The organism is Leptospiraceae bacterium (genome assembly GCA_025059995.1).
GTDB lineage: Bacteria > Spirochaetota > Leptospiria > Leptospirales > Leptonemataceae > SKYB61.
Window position 1 is genome coordinate 377,943 of the sequence record JANXCF010000002.1, and the last position, 22,559, is coordinate 400,501.

Annotated in this window: 12 protein-coding genes; 4 read left to right on the plus strand and 8 right to left on the minus strand. The window is 34.3% G+C overall.

The features are described from left to right. Position 1: 1 nt before the first annotated feature. From NZ853_04225 to NZ853_04240, 4 genes are read right to left on the minus strand one after another with little or no spacing between them, the layout of a single operon-like run. On the minus strand, positions 2 to 7,834 hold the full coding sequence (locus NZ853_04225) for a hypothetical protein (GenBank protein ID MCS7204880.1): 7,833 nt from the start codon (positions 7,832 to 7,834) through the stop codon (positions 2 to 4). Continuing rightward, positions 7,803 to 8,408, minus strand: coding sequence for a hypothetical protein (locus tag NZ853_04230; GenBank protein ID MCS7204881.1), 606 nt, complete (start codon positions 8,406 to 8,408; stop codon positions 7,803 to 7,805). The genes NZ853_04225 and NZ853_04230 overlap by 32 nt, the downstream gene beginning before the upstream one ends. 4 nt (positions 8,409 to 8,412) lie before the next feature. Beyond that, positions 8,413 to 11,403: a hypothetical protein gene (locus NZ853_04235; protein MCS7204882.1), complete on the minus strand. Its 2,991-nt coding sequence runs from the start codon at positions 11,401 to 11,403 to the stop codon at positions 8,413 to 8,415. Positions 11,404 to 11,432: 29 nt separating this feature from the next. Beyond that, positions 11,433 to 12,638: an MFS transporter gene (locus NZ853_04240; GenBank protein MCS7204883.1), complete on the minus strand. Its 1,206-nt coding sequence runs from the start codon at positions 12,636 to 12,638 to the stop codon at positions 11,433 to 11,435. Between the two features lie 66 nt (positions 12,639 to 12,704). On the opposite strand from NZ853_04240, the gene NZ853_04245 reads away from it, so the two are divergent. Together NZ853_04245 and msrB are read left to right on the plus strand one after the other, a co-directional pair. After that, positions 12,705 to 13,652: a nitronate monooxygenase gene (locus NZ853_04245; GenBank protein ID MCS7204884.1), complete on the plus strand. Its 948-nt coding sequence runs from the start codon at positions 12,705 to 12,707 to the stop codon at positions 13,650 to 13,652. A gap of 103 nt (positions 13,653 to 13,755) precedes the next feature. Further along, positions 13,756 to 14,208: a peptide-methionine (R)-S-oxide reductase MsrB gene (gene msrB / locus NZ853_04250; GenBank protein ID MCS7204885.1), complete on the plus strand. Its 453-nt coding sequence runs from the start codon at positions 13,756 to 13,758 to the stop codon at positions 14,206 to 14,208. A 3-nt stretch (positions 14,209 to 14,211) separates the two neighbouring features. On the opposite strand, the gene NZ853_04255 is transcribed toward msrB, so the two are convergent. Beyond that, positions 14,212 to 14,826, minus strand: a complete 615-nt coding sequence (locus NZ853_04255) for a hypothetical protein (protein MCS7204886.1) — start codon at positions 14,824 to 14,826, stop codon at positions 14,212 to 14,214. 4 nt (positions 14,827 to 14,830) lie between these two features. Further along, complete coding sequence (locus NZ853_04260) at positions 14,831 to 15,091, minus strand: hypothetical protein (protein MCS7204887.1); 261 nt, start codon at positions 15,089 to 15,091, stop codon at positions 14,831 to 14,833. Positions 15,092 to 15,371: 280 nt separating this feature from the next. Between NZ853_04260 and NZ853_04265 the strand changes: the two genes are divergently transcribed. Further along, the gene (locus NZ853_04265) at positions 15,372 to 18,920 is read left to right on the plus strand and encodes a vitamin B12-dependent ribonucleotide reductase (GenBank protein MCS7204888.1); all 3,549 of its coding nucleotides are present in this window, start codon (positions 15,372 to 15,374) and stop codon (positions 18,918 to 18,920) included. Positions 18,921 to 18,939: 19 nt separating this feature from the next. Here NZ853_04265 and NZ853_04270 read toward each other — a convergent pair whose 3' ends face one another. After that, complete coding sequence (locus NZ853_04270) at positions 18,940 to 19,311, minus strand: hypothetical protein (protein ID MCS7204889.1); 372 nt, start codon at positions 19,309 to 19,311, stop codon at positions 18,940 to 18,942. 73 nt (positions 19,312 to 19,384) lie between these two features. Next, a complete protein-coding gene (locus tag NZ853_04275; protein MCS7204890.1) occupies positions 19,385 to 21,241 on the minus strand; it encodes a hypothetical protein in 1,857 nt (618 codons plus the stop codon). Positions 21,242 to 21,264: 23 nt separating this feature from the next. Between NZ853_04275 and mnmA the strand changes: the two genes are divergently transcribed. Next, positions 21,265 to 22,500 (plus strand): tRNA 2-thiouridine(34) synthase MnmA, encoded by a 1,236-nt coding sequence (mnmA, locus tag NZ853_04280; protein ID MCS7204891.1) that lies wholly within the window; start codon positions 21,265 to 21,267, stop codon positions 22,498 to 22,500. Positions 22,501 to 22,559 lie beyond the last annotated feature (59 nt).

Consider the following 22,559-nt stretch of genomic DNA (forward strand, 5'->3'; position numbering starts at 1 on the left):
ATTACTCTACTAAAGAATGAACAAAAGGTTTCACAAAATAAGGTTCATAGTTATTCTTTAGAGCAAATTCTCTATAAGTCATGGTTAGCCTTTGGCTTAAATTGGCAGATGGAATTTCAAAAATCTTTTGAAAAATCCTGATCCCTGTACTTTCACTCCATGTTGGAATGAGGATACCATTCCCCTTGTGAGGTATTACCGGGAAATCTGGTTTTGAGAAGAGTTCATATTCTTTCTTCTTGTTTTTGAGTAGAAAATACAACACATTTTCGTTGGATTGCTTGGGAAAGAACGAAACTAGAAGTAATCCCTTCCCTTTGTGAGCATTGTTTTTAAAACTTGCAATCAATTCCAGATCGTTGAACCTTTTTTGTTTTGATTCAGTAATGACTTCGAACTTAGGGATTTCGTTTTTGATAAAAGGCTTTCGTTTTTCCTCAAAATCCAAAGGATAAAATACAAAATAGAGATTTTCTCTGTAGGGAATCGGAGCTTCTTTATGGGATCCACTAAGCCATAAATAAGTTTTTCTTGTTTGAGGATGAGAATAAGGGATTTTGGAATAGAAATCTACTAATAGTTCAGTTTTTTCGTATTCACTTTGAAAATACGTTTTTTCATAAAAATATCTTTGTAATTGCAAACGAAAATCAAGGCTTTGTATGTTTAGTTTTTTACATTCTTGTTGCTTTATAGAGCAAAAGTAAGTGTCCCCATCAAGTTCAATGATACTTACAAAATCTTCTTCTTGATTGAGAACTTTTTGAATTCTACTAAATTTGTCAGTGTAGTTTTTATCTTCAGTGTCCTTCATAAATGCAATGTTCTGAAAGTCTCTTATCTGGTTTTTCTTTAAGAGATTTTTCAAAAGAATATCGTAGATATTTTTGTGGTAATTTTCGTCTATTTCTGACCATGGGAATTTTTCAAGATTGGCTTTTAGATTTTCTGGGGGTTCAAAAAGAAGCTTGATGATGTTTTCTGCAATCCCTTTTGTTTTGGGGAATCGCTCAACTACTTTCAAAATAAATGAATCGTCGATTTTATATTGCATAGCTCTCAAGATAAGCAGAGGATTTAGAATTTCCTGAACGTATTTTTCGCTTTCTTTGTGGAAGATACATTGATATTGATTTTGATACTTTTGATAAAATGAAAATGCTGTTTGATACTCAAAATTTTGGATGTATCTCGACAAAATCCGGGATAAAAATAAAACACCACGGAAGCATGATTTTTCAAAAATCAAAGGAAGTAATGAATTCCAGTTCTGATGAATTACTTTATAAGTATCAAAAGGTATGTTTTGTAATGAAAATTGAAGATAAACGAATTCGTCGATTTCAGTAAAATCTTGGCATTGATTTCGCTTTCCATTTTGGCACAAGAACTTTTCTAAATTCAAGTTCTTATCTTGGTAGATGTTTTTGAGGTATTCATAAAAGGCAATTCGAGTAGGATAACGTTTGTCCTGAAAGTTTTCGATGTATTCCTCCCTCAGAGTTTGAACAATCAGATCAAATTTATTTTGATAAAGATTATTAAGAAGTTTTAGATTGGGATCCTCAAAATTAGAATTGAGTTCTTTAAAACTTCCCTTAAGTTTTAAAAAGTTAATATAGATTTCATTTTTGATGTAGTCTTCTTTGTAGACTTCGTATTTGCCTGCAATGTGATTTGCCATGTGGTATAAAGCATGATGTTGGAGCTTCTCGATTAAAATGTCGGTAAATGAAGTATCGTATTGTTTATTGTATATAACTTCTTCTACTTTTTGGTAGTTTGGAGTTGGCTTTGATAATTCCATCAAGATGTCAATTGTATTCTGGTAAATTTGAAGTTTTTCTTTATGGGGATAGATCTGGTTTAATTCTTTTAGTGTTTCTTGGATTTGCTGATAGTCTTGGGTATAAGAAAAAGCATTCAAAACCATCACATAGTAACGCAACTCTTCTAATCTTGAGCCCTTTTCTTTGATTTTTTGTTTTAGCATTTCTTGATAAGTTTTATATAGTGGATTCTTAGTTCGAATCAAAGCTCCTAAAATATAATTCTTTGTTTTGAGGTCTTCTTCGTAAGAATCTGATAAAGAAAAATAAAAGAGAGCTTCTTGGGGAGAGGTCTTATATAATTTTAATCCCTTTTCGAGGGTTTTTTTTGCTAATTCTTTTTTGTAGTTTTTCAAGTTATCTTGATGGTAACCCAAGATTCCCCAGGTAAGGTTTTGAGGATCCATGATTGTTGATGCACCAAGCTTATGAAAGAACTCATAAGAAATCCATAGACTATCAAAAGAAAAATGAGGATTTTTATTGGAGTGGATTTTTACTATTGAGGCGGTAAAATGAGATCGAAAGGAAGCTCCGATTCCGTTCGAACGAGTATTCATCAAAAATGCCAAGGGGGATAATGTAAATTCTTTATAGTCTTGTTCTGGGATTACTGTGTTTGGATTATGATTAAAAAGGTTTTTAAAGGCAATGGTTTTAAGATCATCAGGTTGAGTTATATGAACTGGATAGGTCTCAAAAATAGAGCTTCGTAAAACAACATTCGATTGACCTTTTAAAAAATCATAATAGGGCTTAATGCGAAAATAAGAATACTTATCAGGTATCAAAACTACATTTTTTTCTTTAGCGCACTTTTGTATGTCTGAAGGCAAAAAAAGTTCTTCATACAAGAATTTGTTTTTGTAATAACTCAAACAAGAGTCTCTTTCATAAGAAAAAAAGAAGATTATTTGTGGATTATTGTTTTGATTAAAATTGATTCTTTGAGGGAAAAGAAAATCCTGAAATTGTGGATAATAACTAACAAATTTTTCTTTTAGGATTTGATAGATTTTGTAGTGCTTTTGTATCTGTTCTTTAAGTATTTTTACGTTTTTTTCTTGAAGTCGTTCTTGTATTTCAAGTTGCTTTAAGTTTCGTATGATTTCTATCACCCTTATCCATGAAGAAAAGATACTTGTTATGTTTTTATCTGGAAATTGAAGTTTTGAACTTAAAAAATAATTATGCAATAGATAAAACCGATATTTTTCTCTAAAAACAACAATCTTTTGATAATCTTTTAACTGAAGTAAGCAATAGGTGTATTTATAATAAAAATCATCCAAAATCCACGGATTTTCTATGTATAGTAAATTAAGGTTAGAATCAAGATAAGCAATGATTCGCTCATAGTAATTGGCGGCTTGTTTACAATTTTTTTGGTAGTAAAATACATCCCCGTAGATTTTTAAAATTTCAATAGTTTCTGTAGGTAAATCCAATCCTGTGATTTCTATGTAAAGTGCATTGATTTTTTCCAAGAATTCATTAGGTATGGGTTGGTTTTTTATGTTTGTATATTGAACATAGGTCTTGAAGTAGTTGACGTGAATTCTAAAATAGAGTCGATCCATCTCTAATTTTTTGTAGCTTTGGATCAATCGCTCAAATTCTTGTAGAGACGCAAAGAAGATATTTTCGTCTTTTTTGGTGAGTCCTTCATAGTAAAGTAGCAGAGCTCGGATGTGATAGAATTCCAAGAGCTCTATTTCTACTTGTTCTTTGATGATTTCGTCATCTCTTTCTGTGAATTCGTAGTCTGGATTTTCAATTCTTCTTGCTTTTTCATATTCTGCTTTTCGGATTTGATAGTAGTCGCTTTTGAATTTATCTAATTTTTCTTTTAGTTGTTCGATTTTTCTTATAGCTTCTTTTCTTGCAGATTCTTCATTTAAATCTTGATGTTCTAATTCTTCAAAGATTACATAAAAAGAATTCTTAAAGTTTTTATAATAATCAGTTGTGAATTGAAATTTATATGCTAATTCATAAGCTTCTTGAAATGCTTTGTAGGAACGTTCGTAATCCAAGAGTTGTTTATAAATGTAGCCTTCTTGATTTAACAAAGCTATGTATGCTTCCTTACCTAAACGAACATCGTAATCATACTTTTTGATGGTTTCTTTTTTCTCTTGTATGACTTTTAATAAAGAATCGACATCTTTTAGTTCCGAATAGGAATTCCTTTGAATCCCTAAAGAAATCAAATAACTACGTAGGCTGGGGATTTCATAAGGCATTCGGCTATCCCCGATAATGGCAAAATCTTCTCCAAATTTCATAAATAAACTAATTAACCTACCTCCCACGGTTTGAGGGATGAAGATTTCATCATTCCTTTTGAGTCCTACTTTGAGAGTTTCTTTCATGGCTTCTTCGGAAAACCTTAGAGCTCCCGAAAGATCAAGATTGTTCAAAGAATTCAAAGCAAGGAGATTGTAAATATTATAAACTTTAACTGCATCTTCTGTCTGGATATCTTCGATGATTTGCTGTAGTTCGTCAATGGCGTTGGTATAGTCTTTGCCATAGAAATAAATCAGGGTTTTGTAAGTTTTTAATACCAATAAAATATCTCTCCAGTATTGAATTTCCTGATCAAACTTAGTTTTCAGGTTATTTCTAAGTAAGGGAAGGGTTACTTTTTGGGGTTCTAATTTCGATATAGTGGCATTGTAGTTTTTTAGCTTCTCTTGATAGATAGAATCAAATAATGTGTATGATTTGTCTAAATAAGAAATTGCTTTTAAGTATTCGTCTTCAAAAAAATACGCTTTGGCGAAGTAAAAGTAAAACAAAGCTTTCGTTTGAAAGTCTTGGTAATCCCATATGGTTTCTTGAACCTTCTCGAAGTTTTCAATGGCTTTTTTATAATTTCGAACAATATAGTAATTCAAGCCCAAGTTCAAAAAAACCTCAGGTGAGGTCTTTTTGTTGGATAAATTTTGTATCTCAATTAGGCTTTCTAACAGAGTGATGTTTTTTTCAAAGAGCCTTTCAGGAAACGTGTTGGCATATAAATCCTGATAAAAAATGCCATCTGTTTGTTTTTTCGGTCGAATACCCGTTAAATAGCGAAATACCCGATCCACATAACCAGGGGGATTGAGTATAGAAGCTTCTTTTCGATAGTCGATATACGAATACAAATACGAAAGTAACAATGTTGCATCTTCGTTGGTTGGATCTAAAATCATAATGTATTGCAAGATGTACTCTGCTTCTTTGAGTTCGAGTAGAATTTCTCTTTTTCTACGGATCATTTCTTCATTCGAAATAGAATATCCTTTTCTGAAGAGATAATCATAATAGTTTTCTCTTTCGATGGACTTTCGGATTAAAGTATAAGCATGACCATATAAAACAGAGTAATCAAAGTTCTGCAAAGAACCTTTAAAAGCAATCTCTCGATAACCATAAAGTAAATCATTGAAAATTGTTCCTGCGAAAGGATCTTTTTCTACAAGTAAATTGGTGATTTCTTTTTGAGTTAAAAACAGAGCTCTTTTTTCTTCCCAATCAATCAGATAACGAAAACGTTCTACAGAAAGATCAATCTTTAAGCGATGATAAAAGACCGACCATTTTTGGTAATAATCACGAAAAGAACCCGAAAGATGAACACTTATGAACAAAAGATTAATCATGTTTGCATAAGCATAGCTTGATAGATACATTAACTGGTTGGTTTCAAAAGCAAGTTCTATAGGGATTTGATTTTGATTTTGGTATTCATTTCGATAAGTTCTGCAGAGGTTTTCATATCTACGTTCATATTCAACATAGTCATAAGAATCAATCAATTGTCCTGCTAAAGAATCAGGAGCACAAAATTCATCCAAATTGTCTTTATCAATCGCAGTTAAAGATACAAGGGGTGTTTGTAATAACTGAAATCCTTTTATGAATTCGTTTTCAATGGCTTCATAAATAAGTTTTGCCGCTTTTCTATATTTCATCACGTATTCATAGGATGATGAAATCAAACCTTCAATCTCATCTTCTCCTAGTTCTATGTTTAAGTTTTTGTCATAGGCATTGATAAAAGAATACCTTGCCTCTAAAAGTTCTTTTTCTAACCCTAATTTCTTATAGATTAGAATCTTCTGCCTCAAAATCAAAAGGTTTAAGTATTTATAATGAGGTTTTTGTAGATTGGTAAGGAGTTTGAGGGTTTCCAGTGCCTTAGTATATTCATTTTGCAGAAAATACTTTTGAGCAATGGAATAGGAAATATAGTATTTGAGTTCTTCTGTTGGGGCTTTTTGTTGGAGATCTAGTAGCTGCGATAAGCTTTTTTTATCGAGTTCATCCAGCAAAGCCTCAGAATATGAAACCAACAAAGAAGGAAACTTCGATAAAGTCTCTAAGTAGCTTTCATTTGAGTTTAAATACTTTTGGGTTTGTAGGTTTTCTTTGATGACTTCGAATTGTACAAAAGGGAACTTCACAAAAGAAGGTTCTACTTTTTGAAAGTAAGAAAATGCTAAGTTTTTGTTTTGACGAAGGTAAATATTTCCTAAACGAAAGTAAAAATAGTTTTTAGTAAAAGAGTCTGGATTTTTCTTAAGAAATTCTTCTTCTAAATTTTGGAGTTTCCCAAGAGCCTTCTGGGTTTCATAACTTCGTAATTGGTAAAAGATTTCAATCAAAGGGTTTTGAGAGATTCTGTTTTTGAAGTATTGTTCGAAATATTCAAGTTTTTGTTTGTCTTTTTGTTTTGAGTAAAATTCCATCAAATCAAAGATGACTTCTCCTTCAATCACAAGAAATTCAGGATGGTTTGTATCATAGTTTAATACAGATTGAAGGATTAGGGGATAGCTATGATGGTTTTGATTTTGTAAAGCAAAATCATATTGTAAAAAGGGCGATGATAGTTTTGGAATATTTCCTTCAGAAAAAGTCAGAAAAATATCTTTTTGGCGATAGTGATTAGAAATATAAAAAATGCTATCTTGTATGTAGCTTGAGATTTGGAGCTCTGTAATGTTTTTATCATCAGGAAGCACTTGGGAAATCACAAGTCCATCAAAACTCATTTTGAGTATAGTAGAGTTGTCATAAGGATCAAAGCTTTGGTTTAAGTTTGTATCTCGGGGAATGTGAATAAAATAGATTTGATTCTTTTGGGGATGGAGAGAAGGTTTGATGGCTAATCCATCAATCGGTTTTTCGAAAAATCTCGGAGTAATAGAAAGGATTTGATTCGTTGAGACATCCCAAATGCCAAATTCCGAAAGGATTTGTTGTCCTTGCATTTTATTGAATAAAATTTTTCCCTTTTGGTGGGTGGGATAGTACAAGGGTATGGGAAGGGCTTTCTCGGGTTTTTGTCTGACTTTACCATCTTCTAAATCAAAAGAAATACGCCAAAGGTAATAACCATCCGAGCACCGATTCGATAGGAAATAAATATAATCCTGATTTTCTACAACGAACGGAAAATCCTCAACGTATTTGCCCTTACACTTCGAATCAGAAGAAAAGTAATCATCGATAAATTTTGATAAGTTTTGGGAATATTGCCAGTAGTTCAAACGTATACGTCTTGTAATATAAGCCTCAAAAATTTCTTTGGGGTTAATGTAGGTGAAGTATATATCACCGTTAATATCATCATTATACGACACAAAGAGAAGAAGATACAAATCTTCGTGGATTTTTTTTAGATAGGGTCTTGTTTGTTTCGCAGGATGCTCAATAATTTTTAGTTGCAAGACAGTATTTAAATCCCTCAACCAGAGATCCAGATTGCCTGCATCGTTTGATGCAAAAATCAAGTATCCATCATCAGAAACGAAAAAAGTTTCTTCTTCAAAAGGCTGAACAACAATGGGAAATGGCTCGTGGAATTTTTCTTTATAGTGTTTTTGCAGAAGCGGTTGGTAATAAAACTCAGGGATTTTACGTATGGGCGGAGTATAACAAGCAGCTCCAATAAAAATCAGTAGTAAAAATAAAACTTTATCTTTTATACCAACCAATTTTTGGATCATAGTTCCACCCTAAATGACGAAAAGATTTTTTATAACTTTCTAAAAAGCTCTGAGCGAGTTGTTGGTCTTTTTTCTGTAAGAACAAAACAACCTTTTCTTTGTTTTGGTTCATTATCAAAATGCCTTGCTGAGCTAATTCAAGATGTTTGAAATCTGTGGTTTTTCGATAAGTTTCGGGAACCAAAAGAAAATTCCCAAAGCCATCGATTCCAATATAATCCCGAAGCATGTAGTATTCCATCATGCTTTTGTAGAGCTCTAACTTTTCTAAGGGTTCGCGGATTTCCTCGTAGATGGTAAGTTGCTTCTCTCTTATGGGATTAACAAAGTTGGATGAGGTAATTATCCATCCTTCCGGAACCAATTCTGTTTTTTCTCCCAAAATTTGTTTCTCTATGGCTGTTTTTTCTGATGTCAACGTGATGGGAGGAACATCAACGGAAATGCAACTTTTATCAAAAATCCAGCTGGTTAAAGGATTTTGTAAGGGATTTACAACTTCATTCACTGTGGCACAATAGGAAAAATAAGAAAAAAAAGAAACCAATAAAATTATCCATCTGAATTTAATCATAGCTTTACTCCAATTCCATCTGGATTTCTTTTTCGCTACGTTTGATAAACTCAGCTAAGGGGATTCTTTCTTGGCGGATTTCTTCTTCCCTTGGACGTATGAGCCGGGATAACGAGAAAAACCCAGGACTCGAAACTCGAATAGAAGTATATACCAATCCGTTTTTTAATTCTAAATCGATGGAATTGATCCGTAAAGTGTTATTCACTACCGAAGCTACAATCGTAGGAGCAATGATTCGAACCAAAAAGCCTCCAAAATCCTTGCTGATTTGATAGACGGAAACCGACATTTCGGTGGTTGTAAAAAAATCTTGAAGGTTAAAAGTTCTTATCTTTGCATAACCACTCAAAATACCTTTAAATACATTTTCTGCTTTTGGAAAAAGGGAGTTCAAATCGAAATTCACGATATATAGATCACCTTGTAATTCCATATGATTGGGTTGCAAGTTTGAAAGGTTGAAATAAAAATTTTTCAACTCAATATCTCCGTTTTTTTGATCCTTCAAAAAAGAAGAAAATCTCAAATAGGGAATCCACAAAATATTTTTTTGATAACTGAGATATCCTTCAATCGCTTTGTTGTTTTTACTACCTAAATAATAAAACCCTTCTTTGAAATAGGCATTATCGATACTATAATTCGAACGAATGCTTTGAACAACGAAATTAGGCTGAGGCAAAGAAAAAAATTCTTCTTTCTGAAAAGAAACAGGGAATTTTTCTTCTAACTGATGTTCAAACGGCAAAGTTAGGTTGACATTCTGAACCTCATAGAACCGACACAACTCTTTGTTGGGAGAATCACAAGGTAGAATATATTTTACATCAAAGTTTCGGATGAACAAATTACCTTGGATTTGCTTTCCTAAGATGTCTACTTCTAACAAAAGGTTTCCTCGAAGAAAAAGATTTTTATATACCTCAGCAGTCTTATAATTTTGGTATTGGAACAATATTTCCAATCGTGGTTCCCACTCTCGTTTTTTTACTAACGCTCCTTTGGTTTTGAGAATCAAGTTTTGATCCCAACCTTGTAAAAAAAGTTCATCAAAAGAAATCTTCGATGGATTTTGTTTGATATCTGTTTTGATTAAAATTTCTGTTGGATGTAGTGAAGGAAGAAGCAAAGATAAATTCCCTCGATATTGACTCTCTTGAGAAAAAGTCAGCTCTGCTTTTCCTTTTAAGAAGATGCCTTCTTTTAAGATTCCTTTTAAGGGTTGGATTTGAGGTTTTAAACTTAGTGGGATGTTGTCTTCAAAAACTCCAAATTGAAAGCTCAAATCTTTTAGATCAATCAAAATGTTTTGATAAGAAGAAAACTCCATTTGGGAGTTTCCTTTCAAAGTTAAGATTGATTGTTTTGCTGAGTCAGAAATTAAAAGTCTTTCTACATCAACAAAGATCTTTGTTAAATCTAAAAGATGGATCATCCCCGAAGCCAAAAGTTCTAAGTGGTGTTTTTTTGAGTATGAATTTTCAAAAAGGTATTGTAATTCCTTTCCTGTAAGTTTTGCTTGTAGAGTTATGTTTTGAATTGTTTTGTCTATAATTCCATTCAATTCTAAAGAAGCGTTCCCCAAAAGAAAGGGTTTTGTGAAGGTATCCAAAAGAAAATTTTCGATGATAAGTTTTGTATTAATGTTATCGTAAATATTTCCCGTGAGGGTGATGTTGGATGTAAGAAATTGGGATTTCAAAACTAAGTAATGGATTTCTTTGATAAAACCTAAAACTAAATTCGATGGGGTTTCTTGTTGATTAGCCGGCGGGGAATAAAAAAAAGAAGAAATATCAAACTTTCCTTCTATTCCAAAAAACAGATTCTTCACAGAATAATCTTCGAAGTAAAAATAATCTGATCGTAGCTTGAGCTTTCCAAATATATCTTTAATATGTCCTTGAAGGTTGATTTCTTCGAAAGAGAGATTTCCTCCTAACCGAATGGGTTTATCTAAGATGAACGAAAGGATCTTGCTATAATTTTCAAAAGAAAATTTACTATGAGGGTTTGCTTTTTGAGAAATTTCTATAAAACTATTGTCTTGGTCATATTGGAATTTACCAATCAGAAATAAAAGATAATTTTGGTTTTCTTGTAAAGAGACTTGTTCAATGATATATAAATTTTCTTTGGGTTGGTATTGGATTTTGATGAGGAATTCTGTGTTTGTTGAAATCTTTTGCTTTTCGATCTGTAGATCCTTTACTTGTAGCTGGGTATTTAGATGAAAAGTATAGGGTTCTTCTTTTTTGTAAAGCTTTAAGTTGATAATAGGATTAGAAGAGAATGCATAACTTTTTTGATATTCAAGAGAAAATTCTTTTTGAGGATTCAATTCTATGAGGACATCATCAATGAGATCTAAAAGCTTAAGATTTAGCGGAATTTCTGAGAATCTTTTCGATACAAGTCCTGTGATTAACGTCAGGTTTTGGATTTGTAGGGATTCTATGGTTTTTTTGGTTTTTTGGATGGTTTGATCTTTTTTGTAGAGAAAGCTGAGGTTTTGAATTTTTATAAGAAAATACAATTTAATGGGTAAGTAGAGAGAAATTTTTTCTGGGAGCGGTTCTTCTTGTGGTGGGGACTCTTCTTCCGGTAGTTTTCCAATCAGACTTTCGAAATTCCAGCGGTCATCAAGTTGGTATAAGAAAATATTCGGTTCTACGAGAGAAATTTCTCGAATTCCTATGTCTCCAATCAGAATTCCCAAAAGAAAATAATCAATCTTGATTTTTTTCACTTCAATAAATGAAGTGTTTGTGATTTTATCAAAAATCTTTAGGTTATCCACGTCAATACCCGTAAAAAGCCCAACTTTGTTAACGTGATATTCAATCACCGCATCAGGGAAAAGTTCAGCAAGGTAAGGCTTCAAAAATCGGTTGAGAAAAAACGCAGAAACTATGAAATTGTATAGGAAGATCAAAAGAACAAACAAACTTCCCAAAAGAATTTTAAAAGCATTCGCTTTTAACCACTTCATTTTTTCGGGAATCCTTTTAATTTCTGAGATTACTCTTTGTCAATTTGTTTATTAAACAAAAAAATTAAGAACAAAAGACCATGATTCAACAAAGAAAGTAGGAATAGAGTGGAATAATCAAAATGGCTCAAAAGAAATCCATAGGTAAAGTTTCCAACGATAGCTCCCATGGATAGGGATGCCACCATGAAAAGCCCAAAGGCGGTGCCGTTGTATTCTTCGGGATACTTTTTGTGGAAGAAGTAAATGACTCCTGCCATGTATCCGGTAAAGTGAATGCCATGGAGTAGCTGAGAAAATAAAATCCAATTTCCTCCATAATAAGTGTTATGAAGTAAAAGCAAAAGAAAACGTATTATGCCACTAAATAAAGAAATCAAAAATAAAAAATTCAATCCATAGCGATAAATCAAGCGTTGAGTCAAAGGAAAAAAGGGAATTTCTAAAATGACCCCTAAAATCCAGCCCCCATAGACAAATTTCATTCCACCTAATTGATAAAAATATGCACCCAAATAGAAATCTATCATTTGGTAAGAGAAATAATAAAAAAACGACAAAACAAAAAAAATCCAGTACTGGTATCTAAAAGTGATATAAAAAACTTCTTTGAAATAATAAGGATTGTTGGATTTTCGATTTTCGGGTAAAGTAATCAAAATCAAAACGAACGTAAGAATATGAAGCCAGGCGCCGATTTGTCCTCCTCTCGAGGTTTGTGAGGTCTGTAGATTTGTTGGTAAGAAAACAAAACTTTCTAATAAAAACATGGTAATTTGCATCAAGAAAAAGCCAAATGTTCCGCCAGCTCTACTGATAGAAAAACCTTTATAAGAAAGGGTTTCCAAGGTTGCTATCTGAGTGATTTGAATCAAAGCAGCAAACAAAAACCGAACAAGAAAAGAAAAAAACAAAACTACTTCAAAATCCAACGATGGCAAAAAAAGGAGATACTGTGATGGCACAAGTAAAGCCGCAAATATCCAACCCCATAATCTTAATTTTTTGGTTTTATCCGATAACCAACCGGTAAAGAAATAACCTATAGGATAACCCACTTGACCTGCGAAAAACAAGTATTTCGCTTGTTCTTGAAACCTCTCGATGAAATAAGGGCTCAAGGAAACAAAATACGAACCCAACCCAAAATAAGAAATCAAATACAACAAAAAGTAAAGTATCATTTGCTTTTTTTGTATCAAAGTTTGTAGATACGTGATCTTTGAGAGATTCATATTGACTTTAAAATCAATTTCTTAAAATAGGACATGTCCAAATTCTTGAATCATTGAGAAAATACGATGAAAATTCCAACGAAAATTACAGAGATGCTTCGAATTGATTATCCCATTATTGGAGCTCCGATGTTTTTGGTTTCATATCCTGATCTGGTGGTTTCGGTTTCTGAAGCGGGAGGGATTGGATGCTTTCCTGCTTTGAATTATCGAACCATTGAAGACCTAAAACATGGGTTGGAAGAAATTCGTTCTCGAACCAAAAAACCAATTGGAGTAAACATTATTTTACATAAAGATCACAATCCCTATTGGAGAAAGCAATTTGATGTATGCTTGGAATACAAAGTAGAACTAATCATTACCAGTTTGGGTTCACCGAGAAGCATTGTGAATGAAGCAAAATCCGTAGGGGCAAAGGTTTTTTGTGATGTTACTACGTTACGTCATGCACAATTAGTGGCAAAAGCAGGAGCTGATGCTTTGATTGCTGTTTGTTGGGGTGCTGGTGGTCATGGGGGAACCATCTCTCCTTTTGTGTTGATACCTCAGTTGAAAGAAGAAACGGGATTACCTGTGGTTGCTGCTGGTGCCATCACTACGGGAAGGCAAATGGCAGCGGCATTGGCGTTGGGAGCTGATGCCGTTTATGTGGGGACTCGCTTCATTGCAACTCCAGAATCCAAAGCAAGCGAAGAATACAAACAAATGATCTTAGAATCCACAGCAGAAGAATTGGTGTATACTGATGAGGTAAGTGGGATTCCAGCAAACTGGTTAAAAAAAAGTTTAGAAAAGGCAAAAATTACCAAGCCAGCAACAATTGTAGGCAAAAACCCTACAGAAGAAGAAATCGAAAAAGAATACAAGCGTTGGAGGGATATTTGGTCAGCAGGTCAAGGGATTTCTTTGATCAAAGACATTCAACCGGCAAAAGACATAATTGCCAGCATGGTCGATGAATATTTGAATATCATAAAGACTCTTCCTCAAGCCGTCTATGCCTTAGATTGATAATGGATTAAAAATAAAACTGTATTATTTTATATGTATGCTGTTTTATCCACCTAAACAGAGAGAAGAAGTGAACCCAAAACTTCTTCAACAAGAATTCTTCATTAAAGGGAATTACGAAGAACTCAAGGATTTTGTTTATAACGGAGAACAACTCAAGCTAGAGGAAGATCAATGGAAAGAACTGCTCACAGAATGGCAGTTCTACATCTTACGAGAAAAGGGAACGGAACGAGCTTTTACTGGAAAATACTATCTCAACAAAGAAGAAGGTGTGTATGTTTGTTCTGGGTGTGGGCTTCCTTTGTTTTTGTCAGAAACAAAGTATCCTTCGGGGAGTGGATGGCCATCGTTTTTTGCTCCCATCCAAAAAGAAAACGAACCCCCAAGAATTCGAGAAGCACTTGATACATCCTATGGGATGTTTCGGATGGAAATTTTGTGTTCTCGTTGTGGTGGTCATTTGGGACATGTTTTTCCTGATGGTCCAAAACCCACAGGACTTCGTTATTGTGTGAATTCGGCTTCTATCTTTTTCATTCCTAAGAAAAAATAAACCTTATCGGCGGAAAAGTTTACTTCTTCCTTCTTCTATCCAATAAATCGATTGGATATCGGGATAATGATCAAAGATGGTCATCAAAAAAGCTTTTTGGTATTTCGTTAATAAATCCATGAGTTCGTCTTCTTTCATTTTTTTCTGATAGGGATATTTTTTGAGTTTGTTTATATCAAAGTAAATGAATAGCCTCTGATCGTCTCGATGAACATGCAAAATTCCTAAGCTAAAATTTGGAAAATAAAAGGTTTCTTCGGTTTCTTGGAGATTTCCACGCAAGAAAAACTTTGGCTGTTGGACCAATTGGGCTAAAAACAAAACATCGTTTTCAATCTGAGATGTTAGAACTACCTCTGTTTTGAGAGACAATAAAGCAAAGTCGTCTTTACGATAGCTATAGTAGGTGATTTCTTCAGGTTGATTCCACAAAGAAACAGGATAGATTCGATGGGGAGATAAGAACTTCCAAGGATTGCTATCGGATAGATACAAAAAAAAAGCTAAGTTCAAAAAAACAACCCCAGCGAAAAACAGGAGCTTTCTTTGGGATGGAGTATAGTATTCGTTGAACTTGTTTTTAATCAGTAGGATTTTGCTTTGTAGAAAACTTTTCATTTTTTTATTGTGGATTACTAAGGGATTTGATGTATTCTCTGTGGAGTTGTTTTTGGAGTTCTTGTATGGCTTTTCCTTCGGGAGTTGACATGAAGTAGTAAAACCAAGCATAATAACCACCCAACACTAAAAATCCTACTGCCATAATTCTTAGTGCCAAAATCCTACGTTTGCTCCATGTCTTCATATAGTTTTTGTGCAATATTCCAAAAGACATCAAAAGAAAGTAAATCCCAACTCCCAAATACACAATAATATAAAACATAGAGATTAATTAAATTCTAAGCTTTAGTCAAGTCAAGAAAATCCTAAGATTAAGTATCCTCAAGTCCAAAAAAGAAACGAAATCCATTTTCTTTGTAAAAATTCTAAAAAATAAATTCGATAGTTTGATTATAGTTGAAAATTGGTTTACAAAACAATCGATATACACTAATTATAATTTAGTAAACATTTGTTATGCTTTTCATCAAAAGGAGTGAAAAATGAAAATCAATCGTTTTTACACTAACTCAATCCAAAGTGAAGCCTTCTTCAATGAAAACATGCCGTGGGAAAGTCGAGTGTGGGATTTATTTGAATGGGAGGTTCGAAGTTCGAAGATTGTAAATCCTGATGGAACCGTGGTTTTTTCGATGGAAAATGTGGAAGTTCCCGAACATTGGTCTCAAGTTGCCGTTGATATCCTTGCTCAAAAGTATTTCCGAAAGGCAGGAGTTCCCAAATATACAAAACCCATAGAAGAAGAAAACGTCCCCAGATGGTTGCAACGTAGGGTCCCAGATTATGAAAAACTATCACATTTACCTAAGGAAGAACAGTTTAAAGGTGAGTTTTCAGCAAAACAAGTATTTCATCGAATGGCAGGAACATGGACCTACTGGGGATGGAAATATAAATACTTCACAACAGAAGAAGATGCATTAGCATATTACGAAGAAATGCTTTATATTTTAGCAAATCAGATTGGAGCCCCGAATTCACCTCAGTGGTTTAATACTGGGCTTTTCTGGGCTTATGGGATTGAAGGAAGAAGTCAAGGTCATTATTTTGTGGATCCAGAAACCGAGACCATACAGCGTTCGAATTATGCCTATGTGCGTCCTCAACCCCATGCATGTTTTATTCAGTCTGTAAAAGATGATCTTGTAAACGAAGGTGGAATCATGGATTTATGGATAAAAGAAGCAAGGCTGTTCAAATATGGTTCTGGAACAGGAACGAATTTTTCCTCTATCAGAGGAGAAGGTGAACCTCTATCAGGTGGTGGAAAGAGCTCAGGACTGATGAGTTTTTTGAAGATCGGTGATCGTTCTGCGGGTGCCATCAAATCGGGCGGAACTACAAGAAGAGCAGCCAAAATGGTCATTCTTGATGTAGATCATCCTGACATAGAAGCCTTCATCGATTGGAAAGTCAAAGAAGAATACAAAGTTTTGGATTTAGTGGTTGGATCAAGAATCGTAAAACAACACATCAAAACAATTTGGGATGCAATCCAGTCAGAACCCAACAAAGAAATCAAATTTGATTACAATAAAAACCAAGCTTTAAAGAAAGCTGTTTTTGAAGCAAAAAGGTCTCATGTTCCTGATTCTTTTATCATGAAGCTGATTGATTTAGCAAAGCAAGGAAGATCTATTCATGATTTTGAAGAGTTCAATACAGACTGGGAGTCAGAAGCCTATAACACAGTTTCAGGGCAGAATTCAAATAATTCTGTGAGAGTTACAAATGAATTCATGAATGCAGTTTTTCAAGGAAGAGAATGGAATCTTTATTGGAGAACAGAGTTAGATAAGGCAAAAGCGGAAAGACGTTCTCCAAAACCTCACAAGAAAGTTTCCGCACGAGATCTTTGGGACAAAATTGCCTACGCAGCATGGAGTTGTGCAGACCCTGGAATTCAGTATCATACTACGATTAATGAGTGGCATACATGTCCTGCGGGTGGGGAAATTACTGCTTCTAATCCGTGTTCAGAGTACATGTTTTTGGATGATACTGCTTGTAACTTGGCATCCATCAATTTGATTAAGTTTTTAGATCGAAAAATCAATGAATTTGATGATATTTCGTTTCGGTATGTAGTCAGGCTTTGGACAATCACCTTGGAAATTTCTGTCACAATGGCGCAATTTCCTTCAAAAGAGATTGCTTTGCGTTCTTATGAGTATCGAACCATTGGATTGGGTTATGCAAATGTTGGAGCTCTTCTAATGCAAATGGGGATACCTTATGATTCAGAGAAAGGTCGATCTATCATAGGTGCAATAACGGCAATCATGCATCATACGGCAGCAGCAACGAGCGCTGAGATGGCAAAAGAACTTGGGGCTTTCAAACGGTATGAAGAAAACAAACAACATTTTCTACGAGTGATGAGGAATCATCGTAGAGCTGTATATAATGCTCAGCCTGAGGAATACGAAGGATTAAGTATCACACCATTAGGACTAAATCCTGAGTATGTTCCAGAAAATCTTCTCAAAGCAGCAAAAGAAGAAGCAGACAGATCCTTGGAGTTAGGAGAGAAGTATGGTTATCGGAATGCTCAGTTTACAGCGATTGCTCCTACTGGAACGATTGGTCTTGTGATGGATTGTGATACCACAGGGATTGAACCGGATTTTGCGTTAGTTAAATACAAGAAACTTTCTGGTGGCGGATACTTCAAGATTATCAATCAATCTGTGCCACATGCTTTGCGGGTTTTAGGGTATTCGAATGAACAAATCGAAGATATTGTGAAGTACACCATCGGTCATGGAACTCTACGAAATGCACCATACATCAACCATCAGACTCTGAGACAAAAGGGATTCGATGAAGAAACCATACAGAAAATTGAATCGTTAATACCCACTGCCTATGATATTCGTTTTATTTTCAATCGGTTTACTTTAGGAGATGAACTAATCGAAAGACTCACTCGAAGAAAACCTTCTGAGCTCCCTACAAATTTCGATCTTCTCAAGCACTTGGGATTTACGGAAGAAGAAATTCGACATGCAAATGACTACGTCACAGGAACAGGGACTATTGAGGGAGCACCACACTTAAAAGAAGAACATTATCCTGTTTTTGATTGTGCAAATCGTAATGGTAAATACGGTAAACGGTATTTGTCATGGAAAGCCCACGTGCTCATGATGGCATCTGTTCAACCCTTTGTTTCGGGTGCCATTTCGAAAACTGTAAATCTTCCCTCAGATGCTACCATTGATGATGTAAAAGAAGTGTATGAGTTTTCATGGAGGATGGGATTAAAGGCAATCGCTCTCTATCGTGATGGAAGCAAATTATCTCAACCGTTGAGTATCGTTCTTGAAGATGAAAACTTTATCAAAGAATATCAAGAAACAACATCAACAGCAGAGAAAGTAGAAAAAGTAGCTCAAAGAATGGAAAGGATTGTGTCTAAACGTCAAAGACTTCCCTCAAGAAGGACAGGATATACCCAAAAAGCGATTGTAGGTGGACACAAAATTTATCTTCGAACAGGTGAATACGAAGACGGAAGGTTAGGGGAAATCTTCTTAGATATGCACAAAGAAGGAGCAGCTTTCCGATCATTGATGAACTCATTTGCCATAGCAGTATCGTTGGGTTTGCAATATGGTGTTCCGTTAGAAGAGTATGTTGATGCTTTTATTTTCACGAAGTTTGAACCAAATGGAGTCGTTCAAGGGAATCCGCACATCAAAATGGCAACTTCTGTAATAGACTATATTTTTAGAGAATTAGCTATTACGTATTTGGGACGTTATGATTTGGCTCACGTTGAACCAGAATCAATCTCACCCGATGCTGTTTATAAACACAAAATAGAAGTAAAAACATCTCCACCACAGCAACCAGAACGGGATTTACCTTCTTGGATAGTATCAAAACCAATCGAAACCAAACAAAGATCCGTAGAAACTCGCTCGCAAACCAATCTAGAGTTCGAAAGAAAACTCACTTTAAGCACATTAGCAAAAATGCAAGGCTATGAAGGGGATCCTTGCCCTGAATGTGGTCAGTTCACATTAGTTCGAAATGGCAATTGTCTTAAGTGCGTAAGTTGTGGAGCTACTACGGGATGTAGTTAAAAGAAAGATTGTGCCTTTCTTAAGATTTTGTTTTGATGATAAATTTGCCAAATTCCAAAATCAAAATGATGTAATGTTTTTCAATATCCATCTGCAGAAATTTCTTTCTCCCTTCATCTTGGTAATAATAGATAAGCCTTTTTTTGTGAGAAAAGGTTCTGTCTTTTGTAAGTTGAAAATTTTTTTCAATATTGAATTCTGAATTTTTAATATATAAAAGAATACTTGATTGACCGTAAGGGCGAATTTCAAGGAAAGAATTTCGGGCTACTTCTCTTACAATGATTTTTTTTACTTTTAGTTCTAACACACAATTTCGTTTTTTACTCTGATTTTGGATTTTATATTCGATTTCGCAATCAAGTTGTGAGTCTTTGAAAAAAGAATGCAAAAGGGAGTTTTTCAGCTCTTCCCACTCGTTGGCGTATAACCACACTGAGTTTAGAAATATTAGAAATAAAAAACTAAAAGTTAACTTGTTCTTCTGGATAAAGCTCATTGGTAAAGATCAATTCAATTCGCTCATTTCTGTAGGAGGAAAATAAGGTTTTTTCTTGGTAGTCTGGTCGAATCTCTCCCCAACCACGAAAAAAGATTTGTTTATAGGGAATTTCTTTTTTCAAAAGCAGGTATAGCATCTTGGCAATTTCTTCAGTTTCTTTGAGGTTTTCTTCCTCTTCCCCATAAGCATCAGAATGAACGTAAATATAGAAATACTTTTTTTGTGAACTTTGGAATTCTTCTTGGATGTTTTTAGCGTATTGGCTTAGGTAGTTTTTGATGGTTTCTTTGTTTCTTGTTGGATCCAAGTTAGATAATGGGATTTTCGAAAGATAAGTTTGCTGGTGTTTTCGAAAATATAAATCTGTTGTGAAAGTTTTTGTTATTTTAGTTTTTTGTTGGGTAATGTCGATGACTTCTACCTCCAGAAGAAAGTTTTCGAAACTTTCTAAAGGCAGGTTCAAAATATTATCACCGAACCAAAAGATTTCTTTTTCCCAGAAGTCTTGTTTTTTGATGAGTTGTTTTGCTGGGAGCTTCCATGATTTTAAAAAGACTTTTTCTTGTTTTGCAAGTAGATACAAAGAAAGATTAACTTCTTGAAGAAAAGTGTTCTCTTTTATCGTTATTTGAAAGCTCTGATAGAAATCGGGATAATATGGATTGGGTCTGAATTTCGAAGATTTAAGTTCAACTGAAACAATAGGTGCCGTATCATCAATGAAAAGAAGGAGATTTGCAATCACTGGGATTGAATGCAGTTTTTCGAAATCAAAAATTTGGTGAGCTTCACGAAAGAAAATGATCTGACAATATTGATTTTTGGGTAGGGTTTGAAGGAGTCTTTCTATTCCTTGTTCTGAGAGTTCTTCTTTTCCATCCCTAAAAAATTCCCATTTGGTTTTGAAAAGTTTTTCTTTTAGGCAATAGATTTGATGGTAGTTTGATGAGACAGCTTTAGCTTGATAGGGTTTCCATTGTTTTTGGGTGTAAATTAAGATTTCGAACTTTCGGTATTCTTGTCGAACATAGCCATAACCATTCGAATTGAGAAACATAGGAGAAATTCTTAGCAAAAGCTCAGGTTCAAAAGGCAAAACTAAAATCCCATGCAAAATTTCTTGGTATTGTTGCTTTTCTTTGGTAGTATAATTGAGTCCCATTAGATAAACAGAAAAATCCGAAACTTGCTTTTTTCTTTCTCCGTTCCATGTAATAAAATTGTTTTTTGGGCTCATGTTTTCGTAATAAATTTGATGATTGTGATTAAGCAAAAAGCCCCTGATTTCTCTGAAAGAAGTTTGATGAAAATAAATCTCGGCAGTATTCTTTGGTGGTAAGAATTCTTTGTTTTTTTCATCCCACAAACGGAAAATATATGTTTGACGTAACTCCCATTGGATTTCTTCGTTTGGTGTGAGGATTTCTATGGGGATTACAAAATCCTTTCGTATGTTTCCATAATCATAAAAGACAGATAAGACTACTTCGTATCGTCCTTCTTTTTGAATTTGACCTTTTTCGTCTTTCCCATTCCATACAATTACGTGTTCTTTTTGAAGTTTTTGTCGATCCTCAGGCTGGTGGATAAACACGATTTGACTTTCAGGATTGTAGATTTTTATTTCCCAATCTTTTACTTTGATGGGAAGGTTTTGATGTAAGATCACGTAAAAAAGAACTTCATCATTATAACCATCTTGGTTGGGGGAAAGAAAGCTCGAGCTTGCCTTGAAATCAATATATGAGAGTTGATTTCCAAATACATTTGATGCGAATGCGAAAAAGAGAAATAAGAATTTGAAATGACGAAATCTCATAATTGGATTTTCTTTACCAAGATATGATAAGCACATTTCCCATCAATAAGTTTCAGGACATCCCACTACCAGAGAAAGGTTCGAAGGTTATAGTTGCTATGTCGGGTGGGGTTGATAGTGCTGTTTCTGCCTTACTTTTGAAGGAATTAGGTTTTGATGTGATTGGTGTGAATTTACGAGTTTGGGAATATGAAGAAGAAACTTGTCATTCGCACAAAAAGTCATGTTGCACTCCTAAAGATGTTTACGATGCAAAAGAAGTCGGTATGATTTTAGGTATTCCCTTCTATGTCATCAAAATGGAAAAAGTCTTCAAAGAAAAAGTGATAGATCGATTTGTATTGGACTATCAAAAAGCAAGGACACCGAATCCTTGTGTAGATTGCAATTCTTTTGTTAAGTTTGGAGCTCTTTGGGAAAAAGCCAAATCCTTGGGGATTTCCTACATAGCAACAGGGCACTATGCAAAAGTCTATCAAACACCTCATGGGCGTTTTACCATACAAGATGCCGTAGATAAAAATAAGAATCAGGCTTATTATCTATATGGTGTTTCCCAAGACTCACTGAAGCACACGATCTTTCCTCTGGGGAATTTTACCAAAAGTGAAGTTCGAGAGATTGCAAAAAAATACCGATTACCGGTTGCACAAAAATCAGAATCTCAAGAAATCTGCTTCATACCAGAAAATGACTATCGAAAATTTTTAGAAAAGCAGGGTATTGAATGGACTCCTGGGTTTTTTCGTGATGTTCACGGACGGATTTTAGGAAAGCACAAAGGAAAAGAACACTTCACCATCGGGCAAAGGAAAGGTTTAGGTATTTCTTGGAAAGAACCATTATATGTGATAGATATCTTAGAAAACGGAGATGTCATTTTGGGCTCAAGAAGGGAGCTCTATTTTCGCTCCTTTGAAGTAGAACAAGTGAATTTTCTTTATTACTCTGAACGTGAGTTTTCTAAGAGTTTTAGCGAAAAAGAACTACTTTGCAGGGTTCAAATTCGTTATCGAAGTAGCCCTCAAAGAGCTTATGTTCGATACTTGGGGTTTGATGAAACCATTTCTTGGAATGGAAAACCTAAAGGACATAAGCTCAAGGTAGAGTTAGAAACACCTATCCCTGCGGTAACTCCCGGACAAAGTGCCGTTTTTTATCCTCACGAAACGATACAACCTTCCGACATCCTTCTTATGGGAGGTGTGATTTCTAAAGAAAACTTAATACATGAATATAAACAAGATATAAATTTATAAATTTTTTTTATAAAGTTTCTAAAATGTACAAAACATTGTTTAAATTTTCGAAACATGGA

Coding starts and splice junctions, on each gene's coding strand:
- NZ853_04225 (MCS7204880.1), bottom strand. CDS start 7,834: ATGATCCAAAAATTGGTTGGTATAAAAGATAAAGTTTTATTTTTACTA.
- NZ853_04230 (MCS7204881.1), bottom strand. CDS start 8,408: ATGATTAAATTCAGATGGATAATTTTATTGGTTTCTTTTTTTTCTTAT.
- NZ853_04235 (MCS7204882.1), bottom strand. CDS start 11,403: ATGAAGTGGTTAAAAGCGAATGCTTTTAAAATTCTTTTGGGAAGTTTG.
- NZ853_04240 (MCS7204883.1), bottom strand. CDS start 12,638: ATGAATCTCTCAAAGATCACGTATCTACAAACTTTGATACAAAAAAAG.
- NZ853_04245 (MCS7204884.1), top strand. CDS start 12,705: ATGAAAATTCCAACGAAAATTACAGAGATGCTTCGAATTGATTATCCC.
- NZ853_04255 (MCS7204886.1), bottom strand. CDS start 14,826: ATGAAAAGTTTTCTACAAAGCAAAATCCTACTGATTAAAAACAAGTTC.
- NZ853_04260 (MCS7204887.1), bottom strand. CDS start 15,091: ATGTTTTATATTATTGTGTATTTGGGAGTTGGGATTTACTTTCTTTTG.
- NZ853_04265 (MCS7204888.1), top strand. CDS start 15,372: ATGCCGTGGGAAAGTCGAGTGTGGGATTTATTTGAATGGGAGGTTCGA.
- NZ853_04275 (MCS7204890.1), bottom strand. CDS start 21,241: ATGAGATTTCGTCATTTCAAATTCTTATTTCTCTTTTTCGCATTCGCA.
- mnmA (MCS7204891.1), top strand. CDS start 21,265: ATGATAAGCACATTTCCCATCAATAAGTTTCAGGACATCCCACTACCA.